The organism is Saccharopolyspora erythraea, from assembly GCF_018141105.1.
Classification (GTDB): domain Bacteria; phylum Actinomycetota; class Actinomycetes; order Mycobacteriales; family Pseudonocardiaceae; genus Saccharopolyspora_D; species Saccharopolyspora_D erythraea_A.
In genome coordinates this window covers 5477419-5497263 of sequence record NZ_CP054839.1, presented here as the reverse complement: position 1 = coordinate 5497263, position 19845 = coordinate 5477419, and the positions used below count along the sequence as shown (strand labels likewise).

Here is a 19845-nt window from a genome sequence, read left to right as displayed (position 1 = left end):
GAATTGTTCAGCGTGGAAACCTACCTGTCGGGCATCGGATGCTCCGGATCCGCGGCGCCCGGGCGGGAGGCGTTGCGAGAACTGCACAAGAAGCACGTGATGTCGCTGCCCTACGACAACTCCCGGCTCTCCGAGCAGGTCGCCGCCGGGATGAACGGCGGGAACATCGACCTCGACGCCGCGTTCGACGAGGCCGTCGTGGCGCGCCGGGGAGGCCACTGCGGGGAGCTCGCGGGGCTGTTCCACCGGCTGCTGGGCGAGCTGGGCTTCGACGTCTCGTTCCTGATGGGCGGGCTGTGCGGCCCGGGTGGCACCTTCGGCCCGGACCTGGCGCACGTCTTCCTCGGCGTCCGCATCGACGGCGAGCTGTGGCTGGCCGACGTCGGGTTCGCCGGGCCGGGCTTCCTGGAGCCGGTGCGCGTGTCGCCGGAGGTGCAGGAGCAGTACGGCTGCCAGTACCGCGTCGTACCCCAGGGCGGCTACCAGGTGCTGGAGCGCAGGGCGCGCGGAGGTGACTGGCACGGCCTCTACCGGTTCGACCCGCGGCCGCGCGAGCTGGCCGAGTGGAACCCCGGCGGGGACGACGCCGACGACGCCGAGCAGTTCGGCATCGGCACGGTCATCCGCTCCCGCGCCACGGAGAACGGGCAGTGGGTCCTGCTCGGCAGGCGTCTGACCACTGTGGACAACGGTGAGGAGCGGATCAGGGTGCTGGTGAAGGCAGCCGACCACGACGAGGTCGTGCGCGAGATCACGGGAGGAGCGGCCTGATGACCGGCAAGCGGACGAACGTGGCGGTGATCGGCTACGGGCCGGTCGGCCAGGTCATGGCGGCGTTGCTCGCCCAGCGCGGCTGGGACGTTGTCGTGGTGGAGCGCTGGCCGCAGCCCTACACCATGCCGCGCGCGGTGGTATTCGACGGCGAGTCGGCGCGCATCCTGGCCTCCGCCGGGATCGACCCGTCGCTGGGCGAGTTCGGCAAACCCACCGGCGACTACGTCTGGCGCAACGGCGAGGGGCAGGACCTGCTGCACTTCACCGGAATCGGCGACCGGGGACCGCAGGGCTGGCCCATCACGACCTCGATGTACCAGCCCGGACTGGAGGCCGCCCTCATCGAACGAGGCGGGCAGCTCCCGGGCCTCGAGGTCTTCCGGGGCTACGAGGCGGTGCGCGTGGAGGACTCGGACCGGGGTGTGCGAGTGGTCGCCGAAAGCGGCGACGAGTCCCTGGAGGTCGTCGCGGACTGGGTCGTGGGCTGCGATGGCGCCAACAGCTTCGTCCGGGACCGGATCGGCTCCGGGTTCACCGAGCTGGGGTTCAGCCACGACTGGCTGATCTGCGACGTCACGCTGCGGCCGGTGCGCGAGTACAGCCCGGACAACCTGCAGGTCTGCGACCCGGCGCGGCCCAGGACGGCGGTGTCGGCCGGGCCGGGCCACCGCAGGTGGGAGTTCATGCGGGTGCCGGGCGAGACCCTCGAGGAGCTCGACAGCCCGCGCAAGGCGTGGGAGCTGCTGGCCATCGAGGGGATCACCTCCGAGAACGCGACGCTGGATCGCCACGCCGTCTACACCTTCAAGGCCGGGCACGCCGAGCGGTGGCGGTCGGGCCGCATGCTGCTGGCAGGTGACGCCGCGCACCTGATGCCGCCGTTCGCCGGGCAGGGCATGTCCTCGGGGTTCCGCGACGCGGCGAACCTCGCCTGGAAACTGGACCTGGTGCTCTCCGGCTCGGTCGGCGAGCACGTCGTCGACACCTACCCGGCCGAACGCCGTGAGCACGTCCAGTACGCCATCACGAAGTCGGTGGAGCTCGGCCGGGTCATCTGCGAACCGGACCCCGAGGCGGCGCGCGCCCGGGACGAGAAGATGCTGGCGGCCCGGGAGCAGGCGGGCGAGTCCGACGGGGTGGTCCTCGACATCACGCCGCTGCGCAGCGGACTGCTGCACGCCCCGGGTGAGGACTCGCCCGCGGGCGAGCTGACCCCGCAGGGAACCGTCTCGACCGCCGACGCTTCCGGGCTGTTCGACGAGGTCGTCGGGCGCGGCTTCGCGCTGATCGCGCTCGAGCCGCGGCTCGTCGACGACGCGCGGCTGGCATACCTGAAGTCGTTGCGCGCCAACGTCGTCCACGTCCTGCCGGCCGGATCGGCTTTGCCCGAGGCGGAGGACGGCGCGGTGCGGACGGTGGTGGACACCGGCGACGTCTACGTGCCCTACCTCACCGGGTTGGGTGCGGTGGCGATCCTGGTGCGCCCGGACTTCTACCTCTTCGGCGCGGCCCGCGACCAGGACGGTGCCGCCGCGCTCATCGACGATCTGCGCACCCAACTATCCCCAGGAGGAGCCGGCCGATGACGGCGAACGCGGAACTCAACCACATCCAGGAGCTCGCCCTGGGTTTCATGAGCGCGCGTGCGGTGCACACGGCGGTCGAACTCGGCGTTTTCCCGTTGCTGGCGCAAGGCCCGCTGACGGCCGAGGAGCTGCGCGAGCAGCTCGGGCTGCACGGACGCGGTGCCAGGGACTTCTTCAACTGCCTCGTGGCGCTGGGGCTGCTCGAGTACGCCGACGAGCGCTACGCCGCCACGGCGGCCACCTCGAGGTACCTCGGCGACCCCGGCGCGGGCACCTACGTCGGCGGAATGCTGGAGTACATGGGAAGCCACTGGTACTGGTCCTGGGGCAGGCTCGCCGACGCGCTGCGCACGGGCCGTTCCCAGTCGTACGGGGGCCAGGTCCCCTACGAGGCGATCCACTCCGACCCGGGGCTCTCCGAAGAGTTCCAGCGGGCGATGTCGGGCGGGTCCGTCGCCGCCAGCACCGCGCTCGCCGGGAGCTTCCCGTGGCAGGACGTCGCCACGGTCGCCGACATCGGGTGCTCGGACGGTTCGGTGCTCTCCCGCCTGCTGCTCGCCCACCCGCACCTGACCGGCGTCGGCTTCGACCTGCCCATGGTCGAGCACGGCTTCGACAAGACCAGCGCCCGGCACGGGCTGGCCGACCGGATGCGCTTCACCCCGGGCGATTTCCGCACGGCGTCGTTCCCCGCCGCGGACGCGGTCGTGTTCGGTCACCTGCTCATCGACTGGGACCTCGCGACCCGACGCATGCTGCTGGCCAAGGCCTACGACGCGCTGCCCGAGGGCGGCACGATCCTGATCTACGACATGCTGGTGGAGGAAGACCAGCGGGAGAGCGCTCCCGGGCTGCTGATCAGCCTGCACATGCTGGTCGACCAGGGCGGGGGCGTCAGCTACACGGCGGCCGAGTGCTTCGGCTGGCTGGCCGATGCCGGGTTCCGGCAGTGCCGGGTGCGGCCGCTGTCCGGTGCCGACCAGCTCATCACCGCGGTCAAGTAGCCGGGTCCGGTTCCGCCCGCACGCCGACGAGGGCCAGCAGGTCGTCGATGCCGGACTTGATCCGCTCGACGCCGAGGCCCTCGTTGGTGCGCTGGTGGATGACCAGGCTCGCCGAGAGCGGGGCGAGCAGCGCGTGTGCGAGGTAGTGGGCGTTGGCGTCCGGCCTGAGCTGCGCCAGCAGGGTCACCAGGTGCAGGTGGCGCACGGGGTAGGGGCCGTCGTTGTAGCGGACCGCCGGCGTGGTGGCCTCGGCGACCAGCAGCAGGTCGGACTGCTCCTCGACCCGGTCGACCAGGGCGTGCAGGAAGGCGCGGACGCGTTCCTGTGGCGGAGCTCCCGGGCCCAGGGGCGGCGGCCCCTGCATGAACGCCTCCTGGAACTGGCGTTCCCGCTCGTCGAGCAGGGACTGCACGAGTCCCGCCCGGTCGCCGAAGCGGCGGTACACCGTCCCCACCCCGACCTGGGCGGCGTCGGCCACCTCGTCCAGCGACAGGTGTTCGGCGCCGTTCTCGGCGATGAGCCGGGACGCGGCCAGCAGGATCTTGCGGCGGTTGCGCGCTGCGTCAGCCCGCTCGGCCGGGCGCTGACCGACGATCGGCAACATGCCGCCGCGAGATCGCTCTGCCACGGTGCTCCCTTCGCTTGACCTCGGGCGGCCTCGCTGCTGCCTCCCGGGAAGCAGCTGCCACCTGCGGGAGTCATCGTAGGACGCGCGGAAGTGATCACTCGTGGCCGGATGGCCGCACGAGTGATCACTTCCGGTTCTGTTCGGGCGCCTCAGGCGCGGTGCCACACCAGCCGGGCCCGCAACGGCTCGCCGTCCACGGTGTCGGTGCGGCCGAGGACGAGCTCGTCGCCGTCGAGCGAGAAGTCCCGCACCTGCTCCGAGCCGGGCCAGGTGGGGTCGGTCGCGATCCGGACCTCGTGCACGACCTGGTCACCGGCCAGCCGCCACCTTCCGGTGTAACCGATGTAGCTCGCGGCGGGCGGCGGCGCGGAGTCGGTGCGCATGATGTGCACCGACACGTAGCCGTCCGCTCCGTAGTAGAGCGATCCGCGCGGTGAACCGCCGAGCGGGCTCTCCTTCGGGTTCCCCTGTTCGTCGAACTCCACGAAGGAGCCCAGTCGCCAGTGTCCGATCAGGTCCGTCGTCGCGGTCATGCCGGCGTCCGGATCAGCCCTGCGCGCCGTTCAGCAGCCGCGCGGTGACGGTGGCCAGGTTGTAGCCCTGGAAGCGCGCGGCGGCCAGCACCCGCTCGTTCGGCGGCTCGCCGTCCATGCCCGACGGGTAGGAAGCGCCGTAGGGGTTGCCGTAGGCGGCCGGGACGCTGGCGTCGTTGTAGCCGGGCGGCACGATGACCGAACCCCAGTGGAAGGCGATGTGGTACAGCGAGAGCAGCGTGGCCTCGTTGCCGCCGTGCATGTTGATGGCGCTGGTGAAGCCGGTGAACGGCTTGCCGGAGAGCTCACCGGCGTACCAGAGCCCGCCGGTGGAGTCGATGAACTGCTTGAGCTGCGAGGCGACGTCGCCGAAGCGGACGGGGGTGCCGAAGGCGTAGGCGTCGGCCCACTTCAGGTCCTCGTGGGTGGCCGGCTCGATGTCCTTGGTGGCCTCGGCGTGCGCCCGCCACGCGGGGTTGGCGTCGATGGCCGAGTCGGGAGCCAGCTCGTCGACGCGGCGGAAGCGCACCTCCGCGTCGGCCTTCTCGGCGCCTTCGCGGACGGCCTGGGCGAGGGCGTGGACGTTGCCGGTGGAGGAGTAGTAGATGACGGCGACTTTCACGGACATGGCGCTACTTTCCTGTTCTGCTGCTTGCTCGGGTGGCTGACTTCGCGCGTGCGGAGCTCAGCACAGCCTAATCGGAGAAGTCTCCGCATGCAATCGGTTAGTGGAGGATTCTCCGATTGTTGTGGCCGTGTTGTCCCGGCGTCGTCCGGTTCGTTCGGGGCCTTCCGGCGTCACCCGATGGGTAGAGTGTGGACATGATGAGGGAGGCGGCCGAAAGCGACGAGCGCGTCTGCGACGCGGCTTTGGCCCGTGCGTTCGACTTTCTCGGCAAGCGCTGGAGCGGTGTGCTGCTGGGCACCCTGCTCGCGGGACCTGCCGGCTTCTCCGAGCTCAAGCGCGCGCTGTCGGGGATCAGCGACTCGATGCTCTCCGAGCGCCTGAGCGAACTGCGCAGGGCCGGTCTCGTCGAGCGCAGGGTCGACGAGGGGCCGCCGGTCGCGGTGACCTACGAACTGACCGCCGCGGGTCTCGCGCTGCTGCCCGCGTTGCGCGAGCTGGCTACCTGGGCGATGGAGAACCTCCCCGCCTGACCCTCCCGCCTGACCCCCGTCGCCGGCACGCTCCGCGTTCCGCTCACCATGTCGCGTTCGGCGCGTTCCGCGCGCCTCCGCGTTCCGCGCGCCTCCGCGTTCCGCGCGTCGCCTCGCGTCCGCGACGCTCCGTGTCCGGCGCTTTCTGCCTGCCCTGCCGCGTCCGGTGTCCCCGCTGGCCACCTCGGGTCGGCTGTTCTGCTTGCCGCCTCGGGGTTTTCCAAGTCACACCACGCGGTCCCCGTCCGGCAGTTGTTGCCGCCACGTCCTGCTGCTACCTTGCGCTCTGTTCACTTCTTTTTTAGAAGCAACTCCTATAAACGATTAGCTAGGAGGACAGATGCGCATCGGTTTCAGCCTTCCGCAGCTGGGGACGCTGGCGCACCAGGCAGCCGACATCGCCTCGTTCGCGCGGGAGGCCGAGGCGCTGGGCGCGGGCAGCCTCTGGGTCGGTGACCGGCTGCTCGCCCCGGTCGAGCCGACCGTGGGCTACCCGCCGGGAGCCGACACGATCCCGGACGAGTTCCACCGGATCCTGGACCCCTTCGCGATGCTCACCGTCGCGGCCACCGCGACCGAGAACGTCCTGCTGGGCAGCAACGTCCTCAACGCGCCGTGGTATCCGCCCGCGCTGCTGGCCCGGTCGCTCACCACCATCGACGTGGTCAGCCGGGGCCGGCTGGTGCCCGGGTTCGGCGTCGGATGGTCGCCGGAGGAGTTCCAGGCCGCGGGCATCCCGATCAAGGAGCGGGGCGCCCGCATGGACGAGTGCCTGGATGCGCTCAAACAGCTCTGGACCGCCGACGTCGCCGAGTACGGCGGCCGGCACTGGCAGGTGCCGCCGACCCACGCCTACCTCAAGCCAGTGCAGCGTCCGCACCCGCCGATCTACATCGGCGGGTTCGCTCCCGCCTCCATGCGCCGGGTCGCCCAGCGCGGCGACGGCTGGCTGCCGATCCTGCCGGTTCCCGGCGACGTCGACCCCGGCATGGCGATCACCGCGCCGATGAGCCAGATCCGGCAGCTGGCCGAGGAGGAGGGGCGCGACCCGGGCGCGATCGACATGATCCTGCGCGTCTACCCGGACCAGACCGCCACCATCGACCAGGTCGTCACCGCGATCGGCCGCGCGGTCGAAGAGGCCGGCGTCGAGCACCTGCTGGTCGACCTGATGTTCCTGGCCAAGAGCATCGACCACACCCTGGAGATGGCCGACACCATCCTGCGGCGCGTGTAGCCGCAGACGCACTCCGCGGCCCGGCCGGCGCACCCGCGTCCGGCCGGGCCGCTTTCGTGCATCCTGGCGGATCTTCGGTTCCGCGTCGTCGGAAGTCCCACGGCTGCGGGGAATTCCGCGCGTCTCGCGGCGGGAACGCATGCGGGGCCGCATGAGCGAGGAGCCCGCAACAGCGCGCGGACCTTGATCGTTCTGGTCACTGCGTTTCCGGAAAGCGGAACGCGGGCGCGGACACTCCGCCTCTCCGGCCGGCAAACGTATCGGTACGTACCGTCATGCCCGCCCCGGCGGGCCTCGGCTGTCATGGACGGGTCGCTGTTCGGACGCAGCGGCATGACAGCGCTACGAGGTTCCTACCGGGGGTGGAGCAGATGCCCAGTCCTCTTGATGGCGACCAACGACCACCGGCTGCGGCCGAGGACAACGGGAACGGCCCCGTCGCGGTGCGACGGCGCGTCACGATTCCACTCCTGTCCAAGGCCGACGGCGCAACGCTCAAACCGGAGGTCGTTACCTTCTCCGGCTCTTCCGACGGGCAGGAGCACATCGCGCTCGTGTTCGGCGGCGGCACCGAGGTCCCGCTGGTCCGGGTGCACTCGGAGTGCCTGACCGGTGACGTGTTCGGATCGGCCCGCTGCGACTGCGGGCCGCAGCTCGACGAGGCGATCGAGACCGTCAGCCGGCAGGGCGGGGTGATCCTGTACCTGCGCCAGGAAGGCCGCGGCATCGGGCTCTACAACAAGCTCGACGCCTACTTCCTCCAGGACGAGCTCGGCGTCGACACCTTCGAGGCCAACCGCAGGCTCAACTTCTCCGACGACGAGCGCGACTACCGGGTCGCCGCGGCGATGCTGCGCGCGCTGGGCATCGACCGGATCCGGATCCTGTCCAACAACCCGGACAAGGTCGAGCAGCTCACCGGCTGCGGCATCGATGTCGCCGAGGCGGTCCCGACCGGCGTGTTCGTCAACGACGCCAACCGCAAGTACCTGATGGCCAAGGTCACGACGGCCGGGCATCAGGTGGAGCTCATGGAGGGTGCTCTGTGATCAAACACCGCGGCCCGATCAGCGGCATCGCCGCCTGGAAGGGCGACTACGTCCTGACCGCGGGCTACGACAACCAGGTCATCTTGTGGGACTACCGGACGAAGACGGCGCTGGCCCGCTCGTGGCACGACCACCTGGCCAACCAGGCCGTGTTCTCCCCCGACGGCAAGCACGTGCTCACCTCGTCCAGCGACTACACCGCCCGGCTGTGGAGCGTGCCGGAGCTGCGGCTGGAGGCGGTGTTCAACGCCCAGACCGACGACGTGGAGATGTCGGTGTTCCACCCGGTGAAGGAACTGGTCGCCACCGCATCCCGCGACCACAACGTGCGCGTGTACGACTTCCGCGGCAACCTCGTCGCCACCTTCGCCGGGCACACCCAGGACGTGATCTCGGTGGAGTGGGCCAAGGGCACCGACGAGCTCATCTCCTCCAGCGACGACGGCACGATCAAGCGCTGGTCGCTGGAGACCGGCGGCCTGCTCAGCGACCTGGACATGGACGGCGTGGAGACCGACACCATCGCGATCTCCACCAGCGGCACCATCTACGCAGGCAACGACGACGGCGAGCTGATCATCATCGACGGCGCCGGCCGGGACGTGGTCCCCGCCCACGACGCCGGCGTCAAGCGGCTGGTCCTGGACACCGCGCGCGGCCTGCTGGTCAGCCTCAGCTACGACCGCACGATGCGGCTGTGGGAGACGGCGGAGTCCGGGTTGCGGCCGCGGGGCAAGGCCGACCTGCCCTCCGACGTTTGGCCGCGATCGTGTGCGTTCGCGGGCGAGTCCAGCCTCGTCTTCGCGACCTTCGGCGCGACCTACCGCAGCTACGACTTCCAGCGCGAGCGCTGGGAGACCGACGAGATCGCCGGCACCGGCGGGATCAACGCGGTCGTCCCGCACGAGGACACCACCCTCGCGGTGGGCGACGCGGGCGTGGTCTGGCGCGGCGAGGACGTGCAGGCCCGCACCGGCAGCCTGTGCAACTTCCTGACGCCGGTGGAGGGCCTGGTGCTCTCCGGCGGCCAGCTCGGGCGCGTCTTCGACGCGCTGACCGGCGCCGAGATCCACCGGCACCGCTCGCCGCTGAACTGCGGGGTCGCGTTCCGCCGCGACGGCGTGCAGCACGTGGTGGTCGGCGCCTACACCGGTGAGGGCCTGCTGTTCCGGATCCCCGAACCGGGCAAGGCCGAGTTCATCGGCGAGCTGCCGCTGCACACCAACGCCGTCAAGGGCGTGGCCGTCTCCGGCGACCTGCTGTTCTCGGTCTGCGCGGACACCAGCGCCACCTGGTACCGGATCTCGACGCTGGAGAAGGTCGAGACGATCGAGCAGGCCCACGACCGCATCGCCAACGGCTGCGTCGGCCTGGCGGGCGGCGAGTTCGCCAGCGTCAGCCGCGACCTGCGGTTGCGGATCTGGAGCGCCTCGCGGCTGCCGCAGGTCGTCGAGACGCCGCACACGCACTCGGTCAAGTGCGTCTCCGCCTCCGACGACGGCGACCTGGTGGCCACCGGCGCCTACAACGGCCGGATCGCCGTCTACGACCGGCTCGCCTCGGAGTGGGTCTCGGTGCAGCGCCCGACCACGGCGGGGATCTCCTCGCTGGCCTACCACCCCGACGAGAAGCTGTTCCTGGCCGGCTCCTACGACGGCCAGATCCACCGGATCACGGTCTGAGGGCTGTCTTCGAACTCACCTCGCGTGGCGGTTCCGGCGACGGTGCCGGTTGCGCGGGTGGACGAAGCGGCTGCGGCCGCTTCGAAGATGGAAGACAGGCTCTCAAGCGACCGCGTCGCGCCTCGCCCCCGCGCGCCCGGGGGCGAGGCGCCGGCGGTCCGCATCCCACGTCGCAGAGAGGTGCCGATGAGCCCGAGACCAGTCCTGCGCGCCAACCCCAACACCCTCAGCGACCGGGAGGCGATGGGGCTGCCCGACGACCTGGTGGAGCGGGTCGCCGAGCTCCCGCTCTCCGGTCACGAGGACCTGCTCGCCCGCGAACCCGGCGGACTGGCCGGGCTCGCCGAGGACGCCGGGCAGCCCTTCGACCGCCGGTACGCGGCGGGCACGCTGCTCGGCCTGCGCGGCGACCCGCGGATCCGCTTCGACGACCCCGCGATGGTGGAGGTCCCGGCGGCCACCGTGCGGCTCGGGCTGGCACCCGAGGACGTCGGCGAGGTGGTGGGCCGCTGGGAGCACGTGGGCGTCCTGCACTCCTGGATCGCCAAGGAAACCCCCGTGCACGAGGCGCGGATCGAACGCTTCCGCGTCATGCGCTACCCGGTGACCAACCACGAGTACCGCCGTTTCATGGTCGATACGGGGCATCCCGTGCTCCCGCGCGCCTGGCGCTTCGGGGCCTACCCGCACCACCTGTCCAACCATCCGGTGTGGACGGTCTCGCCGGAGGAGGCCGAGGCCTACGCGCGCTGGCTCGGCGAGCGCACCGGCAGGGCGTTTCGCCTGCTGACCGAAGCGGAATGGGAGTACGCCGCCGGCGGCGGCGACGGTCGGACGTTCCCGTGGGGCGACGAGCTCGGCCCAGACCACGCCAACACCGTCGAGCACGGGCCGCTGAGCACCACGCCGGTCGGCGTCTACCCGGCGGGTGCGAGCCCGTTCGGGGTGCTGGACATGGCGGGCAACGTCGAGGAGTTCGTGGCCGACGACTACCGGCCCTACCCCGGAGGCGAGAACGTGCTCGACGACCTGGCCGAAGGCGGCCGCTACCGCGTGGCCCGCGGCGGCAGCTTCACCCGGTTCGCCGACCTGGCCAGGTGCCGGCGCAGGCACGGCTGGTACTCGCGGGAGATCTACGCGATGGGGTTTCGGCTTGGGGAGTCGGTGTGAGTCCGAGCGTGCGGGCGGTCCGGCCGCCCGAGGAGGCGACCGATGCCGAGCGGTGGGCGATGCGCCGGGCGATCCGGCTCACCGCGGACCCGCCCCGGCGCACCAGCCCGAACCCGTACGTCGGCTGCGTCGTGCTCGACGCCGACGCCCGGTTCGCGGGGGAGGGCTACCACCGCGGCGCGGGGCATCCGCACGCCGAGGTCGAGGCGCTGGCCGCGGCCGGTGAGCGGGCGCGCGGCGGCACGGCCGTGGTGACGCTGGAACCCTGCGCGCACCGCGGCCGGACGGGGCCGTGCACCGAGGCGCTGTGGGCCGCGGGTGTCAGCCGCGTGGTGTTCGCGGTCGAGGACCCGACCCGCGACGCCTCGGGAGGCGCCGAGCGGCTGGCCGCGGGCGGCGTGGAGGTCGTCGGCGGTCTGCACCGGGAGGAAGCCGAGCGGCACAACGAGTTCTGGCTCACCTCGGTCCGGCGGGAACGGCCGTTCGTGACGTGGAAGTTCGCCGGCACGATCGACGGCCGCTCGGCGGCGGCCGACGGCAGCTCCCGGTGGATCACCGCCGCCCAGGCGCGCCGGGACGCGCACGCGCTGCGCGCGGTCCACGACGCGGTGCTGGTCGGCGGCGGCACGCTGCGCGCCGACGACCCGCACCTGGGCCTGCGGCACGGGGTCGCCGGCGAACCGCCGTTGCGGGTGGTGCTCGACAGCGCGGGCCGGATCGAGCCCGGCGCGCGTGTGCTCGACGGCAGTGCGCCGACCCTGGTGGTGGTCTCGGATCGGGCCGGGGAACCGCGGGAGCTCGGTGCCGGGGCAAGCACACTCGCGGTTCCGTCCACTGAGGACGGACTTGATCTGGCGGCCCTGTCGGGGCGGCTGTTCGCCAGAGGGGTGCGGTCGGTGCTGCTGGAAGGCGGTGCCCGGCTGGCGGCCGGATTCCTTGCAGGCGGCCTGGTCGACCGCGTCGTGGCCTACCTGGCGCCGATGTTCCTCGGCGGTGCGGGACTACCCGTGGTCACCGGCATCGGCGTGGCGAGCATGGCCGAGGCGGCGCGGATGCGAGTGGAGGAGGTCCGGCAGCTGGGCCCGGACCTGCGGGTGGTCATGCGGCCGGAGCCGCACGACCACAATGCTCGTCTTCGAACCCGTTCTGCGTAGCGGTTCGGCGTGACGGAACCTCAGGCGTCCTCCAGCTCCGGGATCTTGTTCCGAAGTATCAACCCATACGCCGCGAAAAGGCTGCCCTCGCCGGAGAACGCCTGAAAACCCGCGGCGGTGCCGGTTGAGGTTGTTCAAGCGGCTTCGCCGCTTCAAAAGATCAAAAACAGGCTCTGACGAGTCGATGGCGGTTCCCGCCGTTGGGGGCGTGGTGACATGGTCGGTTTTCCGCTGGAACCGGACTCCCGGTCGATGCGCGAGATGGGCGAGTCGGCGACCGCGCTGCTCGCCGACTTCCTGACGGGGCTGGACAAGGCCCCGACCGTCCCGCAGGACGGCGCGGCGGTGCGCGTGACTCGCCCGCAGCCCGCCGGCGCGGCGTTCGACGAGGTGCTCGGCGAGTTCCGGCGCGCGGCCGCGTGGGCGACCGAGACGGCCGGCCCCCGGCACTTCGGATTCATCCCAGGCGGCGGGCTGTTCACCTCCGCGCTCGCCGAGTACCTGGCCAGGGGTTTCAACCGCTACACCAGCGTGGCGGCGATGGCACCGGGGCTGGTGGCAGTCGAGAACTCGGTCGTCGAATGGCTGGCGGCCGAGTTCGGGCTGCCCGCCTCGGCGGGTGGCAACATCACCACCGGCGGGTCGATGGCCAACCTCTCCGGACTGCTCGCGGCCCGCCACGACCGCCTCGGTGACGACCTCACCGGCGGCACGGTCTACCTGACCGCGCAGACCAACCACTGCGTGCCCAAAGCCATGCGCATCATGGGTTTTCCCGCGTCGGCGATCCGGACCGTGCCCTCGACGCCGGACCTGCGCATGGACGTCGAGGCCGCCCGGAGCATGATCCGCGCCGACCGCGCCGCCGGCCTGCGCCCCTTCTGCGTGCTCGCCACGGCGGGCACCACGAGCACCGGGGTCGTCGACCCGATCACCGCGGTCGCCGACCTCGCGGCGCGGGAAGACCTGTGGCTGCACGTCGACGCCGCCTACGGCGGCTTCTTCCAGCTCACCGAGCGGGGGCGCCGTGCGTTCGTGGGCGTCGAGCGCGCCGACTCGCTGGTGCTCGACCCGCACAAGGGCATGTTCCTGCCCTACGGCACCGGCATGCTGCTGGTGCGCGATCCCGCCGTCCTGGCGCGTTCGCACGCGTTGTTCGACGACGACGTTCCCTACCTCCAGGACCTGGCGGCGGGCGAGCTGCCGGACTACGCCGAGCTGGGCATCGAGCGCACCCGCGAGTTCCGCGGGCTGCGCATGTGGCTGCCGCTGCGCCTGCACGGCGTCTCGGCCTTCCGGGAGGCGCTGGACGAGAAGCTGGACCTCGCCGCGCACGCCCACTGCGAGCTGAGCACGATCCCCGGCGTGGTCTGCGGTCCACCGCCGGAGTTGTCCACTGTGGTCTTCAGCGTGCCGTCGGCGGGCAACCGCGGCAACCAGGTGCTTCGCGAGCGCATCAACGCGCGTGCCGAGGCGTTCTTCTCCAGCACCGCGGTCGACGGCCGCTACCTGCTGCGGATGTGCGTGCTGTCGGTGCGCACCCACGCCGGGCACGTCGACGACGCCGTGCGCGTCGTGCGGGAGGAAGTCCAGCGCATGGGCGGGGGAACGATCCGATGACACTGCGGAACTCCAACCGGTGGGCACCCGACGTGCGGCGCGCGTGCGCGACGCTGCGCGAGGACCTCGACACCGTGCTGGCGAAGGACCCGGCGGTCACCAGCCGCGCGGAAGCCCTGATGTACCCGCACCTGCTCGCGCTGTGGGCGCACCGCGCGGCCCACCTCCTCTACCGGCGCGCCCGCTACGGCCCGGCGCGGCTGATCTCGCTGCTCGCCCGCTCCGCCACCGGCATCGACATCCACCCCGGAGCGCGGATCGGCCCGCGCCTGTTCATCGACCATGGCGAAGGGGTGGTGATCGGCGAGACCGCGACCATCGGGGCGGATGTGGTGCTCTACCACCAGGTCACGCTCGGCGCCGTCGGCTGGCGGCGGGACCGGATGCGGGCGCCGGGGGAGCAGCGGCACCCGACCGTCGGCGACGGCGTCACCATCGGAGCCAAGGCCAGCGTCCTGGGGCCGGTCGAGGTCGGCGAGTGCGCGGTCATCGGGGCGCACGCACTGGTCCTGCGCGACGTCGCGGCCAAGGAACGGGTGCGCGGCGGGGCGGTGGTGGGCAGGCACGCGGCCGCCGCCACCGACGCCGGCACCATCGGCTGACCGGGCTTCCGGCACCATCGGCTGACCCGGAGTCAGGAGCTCGACATCGCACTGCCCAGCGCGGGGCGCCCCGAGATCAGCAGCTTCTGGTACACGCGGCTGAGGTGCAGTTCGACCGTGCGGCGGGTGACGTAGAGGTCCGCGGCGATCTGCCGGTTGGTCCGCCCTTCGGCGGCGAGCACTGCGACCCGGCGCTCGGCCGGGGTCAGCGCCTCGACGCCGAGGGCGGTCGTGCGCTGCGGTCGCACCCGGCACGCGGCCAGCTGCTCGGAAGCCCGCCGCACCAGCACCTGCGCTCCGCAATGCCTCGCGTGCGCCAACGCCGACCGCAACCGCGGCCGAGCTTCGTTGGGCCGGTGCAGCTTCCGGTAGGTGACGCCCAGGTCGAACAGCGCCTGCGCGTAGGACAAACGCACACCGGAGTCCCGGAGTACCGCCACGGCCTCGGTCAGGTGTGCCGGCCGGGCCTCGTCGCGGGAGACCAGGCCCATGACCCGGAGCGCTTGGCCGATCGGCGCGGGCGCTCCCCACCCGCGCGCCTGGTCCAGCTCGACGCGCACCAGCGACATGGCGCGGTCGTGGTGGCCCATGCGCGCGTGGACCAGCGCGGACTCCGACCGCCATGCTCCGGCGGCCGGGTTGTGCACGTTCGCGGCCGTCATCCGCCGGCCGCACTCGCGCAGGTCGGCCAGGGCGGCATCCAGCTCGCCCTGGGCCGCGTGCAGCCGTCCCCGCTGCAACAGGACGGAGTTGTAGGGGCTCCACTGGGGCACCTCGGCCGTGAGGCCGGTGGCGGCCAGGCAGCGCCAGGCGCCGGAGTGGTCGCCGGTGGCCAGCGCGACCGCGACGGCGCTGGCCACCGCGGTGCCCAGGTACATCGGGTACTCGTCCGCGGACCGGCGCAACGTCGCCTCGACGGCCGCGTCCGCCATCTGCGCGCATGCCGGGAGATCGCCGGCGTGCAGCAGGATCTCGGCCAGCACGCTGCTGGCGTGCACCACGATCGCCGAGGCGTCCACCGCCGTGGCCTCCAGCAGCATCCGGTGCACGTGGGTGGAGGCCGCGGCGAAGGCGCCGGTGCGGGCCAGCACCAGCGCGGGCAGCAGGAGGCTGGCCGGGTGCTCGTCGTCCGGCCCGGTCTCCAGTGCCTCTTCGGCGTCGGCGGCCGCCTGCTCGCGGTCCTCGCCGGCCCAGTAGCAGCGCAACGCGTTGGCGACCAGCTTGCTGCGGTGGCCGCTCTCGTCCGGACCCGGGTTGGCCTCCGGCCCGGCGGCTTCGCCGAGGTCGCCCCACAGGCAGGTCAGGCGCAGCTCCTGGCGGAGGCGGGACGCTCCCCGCGGATCGGTGCCGCCGATCTCGTCCAGACCGGCCCGCAGCGTCCTGACGGCCGACTCGGAGTCGCCCGCCATGATCATCGCGTTGGCCAGCATGATCCGCAGCCGGACGCGGACCTCGGGGTCGGACTGGAGGCGGAGCGCCTCGTGCAGGTAGCGGCGGGCCGTCGGCGGGTCGCTGCGCAGGGCGATGGTGGCGAGTTCGCGGAAGATCCCGGCGCGGTGGGTCCCGGTGCAGCGGTCCACGACGCGCAGCAGGTAGCGCCGCGCCTGCTCGGGCTCACCGCGGGCGACCAGCTCGCGGGCGTGCTGGTGCATGACGTCGCAGAACCAGGCGGGCATCTCGGTGCGGCGGACCTGCAGCAGGTGCGAGGCGACGAGCTCGACCGGTGCGCCCTTGCCGTGCAACAACGTGGCGGCGCGGAGGTGCGCGGCTTCCAGCCGGTCCGGGGACATCCCGGCCAGCACGGCGCGGTGGATGACCGGCGCGGCCAGCGCGTGGCCCGCGCCGGAGCGTTCGAGCAAGCCGGTGTCCTCCAGCCGGCCGGTGATCTCGGCGACGGTGCCCGGCGCGAGGCCGCAGTAGCCGGCGACGAGCCCGGTGCTCGCCCCGGGTGCCAGCAGGGCGACCGCCTTGATCACCTCGGCGGCCCCCGAGCACTGGCCGCCGTAGCGGTGGGCGAGGATCTCGGCGAGCTCCCGCAGCCCGATCTCGTCGAGCCTGCCGGGACCTCCGCCGGAGGCGTTGCCCGCCCGCGCACGCAACTCGCCGAACAGCCAGTTCAGCAGGAGCGGGTTGCCGCCGGTCTGGCGCAGGCACTCCTGCGCGAAACCCGGGACCGGTGCACCGCCCAGTTCGGCCTCGGCGAGCTGGGTGACCTCGGCGAGGTCCAGGTAGGGCAGCGCCCGCCGGTCGATGAAACGGGCCACCACCTCGGCCAGCGGACCCCCCGCGCGCTCGGCCTCGCCGTGCGGGGCGGTCGCCACGACCCCGAGCGAGCTGTCCGGCAGCCGGTCGAGCACCGATCCCAGCCATCGCAGCGAGTCCTCGTCGAGCCGGTGCAGGTCGTCGACCAGGAGCACGGTGCGCCGCGCGGCCAGGACCGCGCGCGCTACCGCCTCCGGGGCGAACGGCTGGTCGTCCGGGCCCGCGAACGGTCCGAACGAGGACAGGTCGCGCACGGCCGAGCAGGACTCGGCGCGGACTCTCAGCGGGGTGTGCAGCCGGACCGCGGTCAGGCCGGCGCGGTGGGCGTGCTCCGACGCCAGATCGAGCGCCCTGGTCTTGCCTGCGCCGAAGGCGCCTTCCAGCACCACGGCCGCCCGGCCGCCCGCGGCGACCCGGTCGAGGCAGGACACTACTCCGGCAAGCGCAATCGTCCGACCGCTCAAAATGGTCTCCGGGTCAACGTAAGAGGTCCTGGGGAATCAGGAATTGGCGGTGTTCGGGGGAACACGCCTGCGCAATCGGCGGTTTCCGGTTTTCGCGGGAATTGCGCGGATCTTCCCGCCTGGTTATCGGATTTTTCCGCGCGCGGGCGGAGCCGGCGCGGCGCAGCGTGGCATCGCTGGTCCAGCGTGCGCCGCGAAACTTCGTGAAGCGGCGTTTTCGCTGGTGATGGCAGCACTTCAGGGTGCTGAGCGCCCCCGGCTGTGAGACATTTCCACGGTTGCCCTGGCGAGTTGTGGACTTGTCACGAAGATCGAGAATAACAGGAGCGCCATTCGGGACAATAGGCCATCCGGGTGGCGGCGGCGCCGGAGAAGTCGAATATCAGGAAAACAAAATCCGTCAGGTTGGCTGCCGAATGGCTGCGCCGCGTCGTGCATTTCCCCGCCCGGGCGCGGCGCGACTCAGTGCTGCTTGGCCCACTGCGGGGTGGCCGCCCCGCGCATCACGACGTCGACGATCTCCTCGCTGAGGCCGGGCGCGATGGGCTGGTGGCCGAACAGCAACCGGTAGGTCATCGTCGCGGCCAGCATGTCGAGCAGCAGCTCGACGTCGACGTCCTCGCGGACGTCGCCGCGCTCGATCCCGCGCTCGATCGCGCGCGCCGTGGTCTGACGCCGCGGGTTGAAGAACCGGTCGAAGAACCTGTTGCGCAGAACGTCGTCGTTGCGCAGGTCGGCGACCAGCGGAGGCAGCGTGAGAGTCAGTAGCGGCCCCGTCATCGTGCGCCGCAGGGTGTCGATGCCGGCGACGAGGTCGCAGTGCGTGCAGCCGGTGTCGGGCGTCGGCGTCGAGCCGACGTGCTCGGTGATCGCGTCGACCACCAGGTGCTTCTGGCTGGGCCAGCGCCGCCGGATCGCGGGCTTGGTCGTCCCGGCGTGCGCGGCGACGGCTTCGAGGGTGAGGCCCTGGTAACCGACTTCCGGCAGGAGACTGCGCACCGCTTTCAGCGTCGCGAGATCGATCCGCTCGTCGCGTGGTCTTGCCAAGTTGGTCTCTATCTCCAGGTCACGGCCGGGGTGTCGTTGACAGCCTAGCACCGCGGCGATAACGTTCCGTTCAGGATCGGAATGAAAGTGGGGACTGGATGAGTACCGAAGATGTGGCGTCCGCGACGAGCCCGCCGGGCGAGTCCGCGGGTGCGGACGAGTCGGCGCGGAGCGTCTTCGACAGCCGCTACCGCGCGCTCTCGGTGGGCGTGATCACGACGGTCAGCGTCGTCGCCTTCGAATCGCTCGGTGTGGCCACCGTCCTCCCCGTCGTGGCTCGCGACCTGGACGGCCTCGGGTCGTTCGGCTGGGGCCTGTCGGCGCTGATGCTGGCCAACATCGTCGGCGCGGTGGTGGCGGGCCGCGTCGCCGACCGAGGCGGCCCGTGGGTGCCCTTCGCCGCCTCGATCGCCGTGTTCGTGGCGGGCTGCCTGCTCGCGGCGGCCAGCCCGAGCTGGCTGGTGTTCCTCGCCGGACGCGCGGTGCAGGGCTTCGGCGTCGGTGGCGTCATGGCCATCGCGTTCATGTCCATCGGGGCCACCTACCCGGACCACCTGCAACCGAGGATGTACGCGCTGCTGTCCTCGGCGTGGTCCATCCCGGCGCTGGCAGGCCCGCCGATCGGCGGGCTCGTGGCCGAGACGATCGGCTGGCCGTGGGTCTTCGTCATCATCGTGCCGATCGCGGTCGTCGCCGCGCTGCTGGCGACCCCGGCGATGCGGCGGCTCGTCGAGTCCGGCGCGCCTTCCGAGGCGCCGCGCGGCTGGCGCGACAACGTCGTTCTCAACAGCGTGCTGCTGACCGCGGGAACCGCCGTGCTGCTGCTGGCGCTGGAGGCCGGGTCGGCGCTCGTGGTGGTCGTCGGCGTCGTGGTCGGCCTGCTGATCGCCGGGGTCGGACTCCGCCACGTGACTCCGCCGGGGACGTTGGTCGCCCGGCGTGGCGTCGCCTCCGGCATCGTGGTCCGCGCGGGCCTGTGCGGTGCGTACTTCGGCACCGAGGCGTTCCTGCCGCTGGGCATGGCCGAACTGCGCGGGGTGGGCACGACGCTGTCCGGCATCGGGCTGGCGGTCGGCGCGCTCACCTGGGTCGGCGGATCGTTCTGGCAGGCCAAGGTGGACGGTGGGACGACCCGCGACCGCTCCCGCGCGACCGCGCTCGGATCGCTGATCCTCGCCGTCGGCGCCGTCGTCGTCGCGGTGGCGATCCTGGTGCCCGCCGTGCCCGCGGTGCTCGCCGTCGTCGGCTGGGGCATCGGCGGACTCGGGATGGGCGTCGCGGTCAACGCGAGCACCTCGGAGACGATGCGGCTTTCCCCGCCGGAGAGCCTCGGTCTGACCTCGTCGTCCCTGCAACTGGCCCAGACCCTGGCGACCGCGCTCATCGCCGGTCTCGGCGGCGGGTTGATCAGCCTCGTCACGGCGGGCGGTGGCACGGTGGCCACGGCGCTGCTCATCACCTTCGCGGTGACGGTGGTGATCGCACTGGGCAGCGTGGTCGCCGCCGGGCGGTTCCGCACCGGATCGGAGGAGGCGGCGCCGGCGTCGGCGAACGCGGTGGCGTAAGAACAGGCGGTACGACAAGAGCAAAGGCCCACCCGCGGTTGGCCCATCGGCCACCGCGGGTCGGCCTTTGTCTGCTTTCGCGGCCTTTTCCGGATTGTTCGGGGGAACCGTCGTGGAACTGCTCGGCAGGTTGTTGCCAATTGCTGCTCCGGGGGCTGCGTCCGGAAGGCGCAAACATTCCGGATCAATTCTTGGTAGGAATGGACCCGGGTGGGTCGTCCGAATGCACGAAAATTTCCTCCGATGCCTTCGGGGCGGTGCGGAGGAATCTCCGGTTGACGCGTTCTGCTTGCTTGACGACCGTCCGGGC

The 19845-nt window shown here is 71.8% G+C and carries 17 protein-coding genes; 12 read left to right on the top strand and 5 right to left on the bottom strand.

All coding sequences use genetic code 11. The features are described from left to right. The first annotated feature begins 12 nt into the window (after nucleotides 1–12). From HUO13_RS24615 to HUO13_RS24605, 3 genes are read left to right on the top strand one after another with little or no spacing between them, the layout of a single operon-like run. The gene (locus HUO13_RS24615) at nucleotides 13–771 is read left to right on the top strand and encodes an arylamine N-acetyltransferase family protein (RefSeq protein ID WP_249125165.1); all 759 of its coding nucleotides are present in this window, start codon (nucleotides 13–15) and stop codon (nucleotides 769–771) included. Then, entirely contained in the window at nucleotides 771–2360 is a 1590-nt protein-coding gene (locus HUO13_RS24610; RefSeq protein WP_211897433.1) for a bifunctional 3-(3-hydroxy-phenyl)propionate/3-hydroxycinnamic acid hydroxylase, read from the top strand. Before HUO13_RS24615 ends, HUO13_RS24610 begins: the two co-directional genes overlap by 1 nt. Beyond that, on the top strand, nucleotides 2357–3364 hold the full coding sequence (locus HUO13_RS24605; protein WP_211897432.1) for a methyltransferase: 1008 nt from the start codon (nucleotides 2357–2359) through the stop codon (nucleotides 3362–3364). Before HUO13_RS24610 ends, HUO13_RS24605 begins: the two co-directional genes overlap by 4 nt. Here HUO13_RS24605 and HUO13_RS24600 read toward each other — a convergent pair. The 3 genes from HUO13_RS24600 to wrbA all read right to left on the bottom strand — a co-directional run bounded on the left by HUO13_RS24600 (nucleotide 3357) and on the right by wrbA (nucleotide 5153). Further along, nucleotides 3357–3968, bottom strand: coding sequence for a TetR/AcrR family transcriptional regulator (locus HUO13_RS24600; protein ID WP_211903116.1), 612 nt, complete (start codon nucleotides 3966–3968; stop codon nucleotides 3357–3359). The genes HUO13_RS24605 and HUO13_RS24600 overlap by 8 nt on opposite strands. A 173-nt stretch (nucleotides 3969–4141) precedes the next feature. After that, the gene (locus HUO13_RS24595) at nucleotides 4142–4525 is read right to left on the bottom strand and encodes a lipocalin-like domain-containing protein (RefSeq protein WP_211897431.1); all 384 of its coding nucleotides are present in this window, start codon (nucleotides 4523–4525) and stop codon (nucleotides 4142–4144) included. Nucleotides 4526–4538: 13 nt separating this feature from the next. After that, nucleotides 4539–5153, bottom strand: coding sequence for an NAD(P)H:quinone oxidoreductase (gene wrbA, locus HUO13_RS24590; protein ID WP_211897430.1), 615 nt, complete (start codon nucleotides 5151–5153; stop codon nucleotides 4539–4541). A 194-nt stretch (nucleotides 5154–5347) separates the two neighbouring features. Between wrbA and HUO13_RS24585 the strand changes: the two genes are divergently transcribed. From HUO13_RS24585 to epsC, 8 genes are all read left to right on the top strand, one after another. Next, entirely contained in the window at nucleotides 5348–5683 is a 336-nt protein-coding gene (locus HUO13_RS24585; protein ID WP_211897429.1) for a winged helix-turn-helix transcriptional regulator, read from the top strand. A gap of 340 nt (nucleotides 5684–6023) precedes the next feature. Further along, nucleotides 6024–6920, top strand: a complete 897-nt coding sequence (locus tag HUO13_RS24580) for a TIGR03619 family F420-dependent LLM class oxidoreductase (RefSeq protein ID WP_211897428.1) — start codon at nucleotides 6024–6026, stop codon at nucleotides 6918–6920. Between the two features lie 371 nt (nucleotides 6921–7291). Beyond that, nucleotides 7292–7969, top strand: coding sequence for a GTP cyclohydrolase II (locus HUO13_RS24575; RefSeq protein WP_249124013.1), 678 nt, complete (start codon nucleotides 7292–7294; stop codon nucleotides 7967–7969). Beyond that, nucleotides 7966–9651, top strand: a complete 1686-nt coding sequence (locus HUO13_RS24570) for a WD40 repeat domain-containing protein (RefSeq protein WP_211897427.1) — start codon at nucleotides 7966–7968, stop codon at nucleotides 9649–9651. The genes HUO13_RS24575 and HUO13_RS24570 overlap by 4 nt, the downstream gene beginning before the upstream one ends. Before the next feature lie 186 nt (nucleotides 9652–9837). Continuing rightward, nucleotides 9838–10821: a formylglycine-generating enzyme family protein gene (locus HUO13_RS24565; RefSeq protein WP_211897426.1), complete on the top strand. Its 984-nt coding sequence runs from the start codon at nucleotides 9838–9840 to the stop codon at nucleotides 10819–10821. After that, on the top strand, nucleotides 10818–11975 hold the full coding sequence (gene ribD / locus HUO13_RS24560; RefSeq protein WP_211897425.1) for a bifunctional diaminohydroxyphosphoribosylaminopyrimidine deaminase/5-amino-6-(5-phosphoribosylamino)uracil reductase RibD: 1158 nt from the start codon (nucleotides 10818–10820) through the stop codon (nucleotides 11973–11975). The genes HUO13_RS24565 and ribD overlap by 4 nt, the downstream gene beginning before the upstream one ends. A gap of 216 nt (nucleotides 11976–12191) precedes the next feature. Continuing rightward, nucleotides 12192–13595 carry a pyridoxal phosphate-dependent decarboxylase family protein gene (locus tag HUO13_RS24555; RefSeq protein ID WP_249124012.1) on the top strand — a complete coding sequence of 468 codons (1404 nt, stop codon included), beginning with the start codon at nucleotides 12192–12194 and terminating at the stop codon, nucleotides 13593–13595. Next, nucleotides 13592–14197 carry a serine O-acetyltransferase EpsC gene (epsC, locus tag HUO13_RS24550; RefSeq protein WP_211897424.1) on the top strand — a complete coding sequence of 202 codons (606 nt, stop codon included), beginning with the start codon at nucleotides 13592–13594 and terminating at the stop codon, nucleotides 14195–14197. Before HUO13_RS24555 ends, epsC begins: the two co-directional genes overlap by 4 nt. 32 nt (nucleotides 14198–14229) lie before the next feature. Here epsC and HUO13_RS24545 read toward each other — a convergent pair whose 3' ends face one another. Then, on the bottom strand, nucleotides 14230–16890 hold the full coding sequence (locus HUO13_RS24545; RefSeq protein WP_249124011.1) for a helix-turn-helix transcriptional regulator: 2661 nt from the start codon (nucleotides 16888–16890) through the stop codon (nucleotides 14230–14232). Between the two features lie 495 nt (nucleotides 16891–17385). After that, complete coding sequence (locus tag HUO13_RS24540) at nucleotides 17386–17922, bottom strand: TetR/AcrR family transcriptional regulator (protein WP_249124010.1); 537 nt, start codon at nucleotides 17920–17922, stop codon at nucleotides 17386–17388. A gap of 146 nt (nucleotides 17923–18068) precedes the next feature. Between HUO13_RS24540 and HUO13_RS24535 the strand changes: the two genes are divergently transcribed. Continuing rightward, on the top strand, nucleotides 18069–19535 hold the full coding sequence (locus HUO13_RS24535; RefSeq protein ID WP_211897421.1) for an MFS transporter: 1467 nt from the start codon (nucleotides 18069–18071) through the stop codon (nucleotides 19533–19535). Nucleotides 19536–19845: the final 310 nt, after the last annotated feature.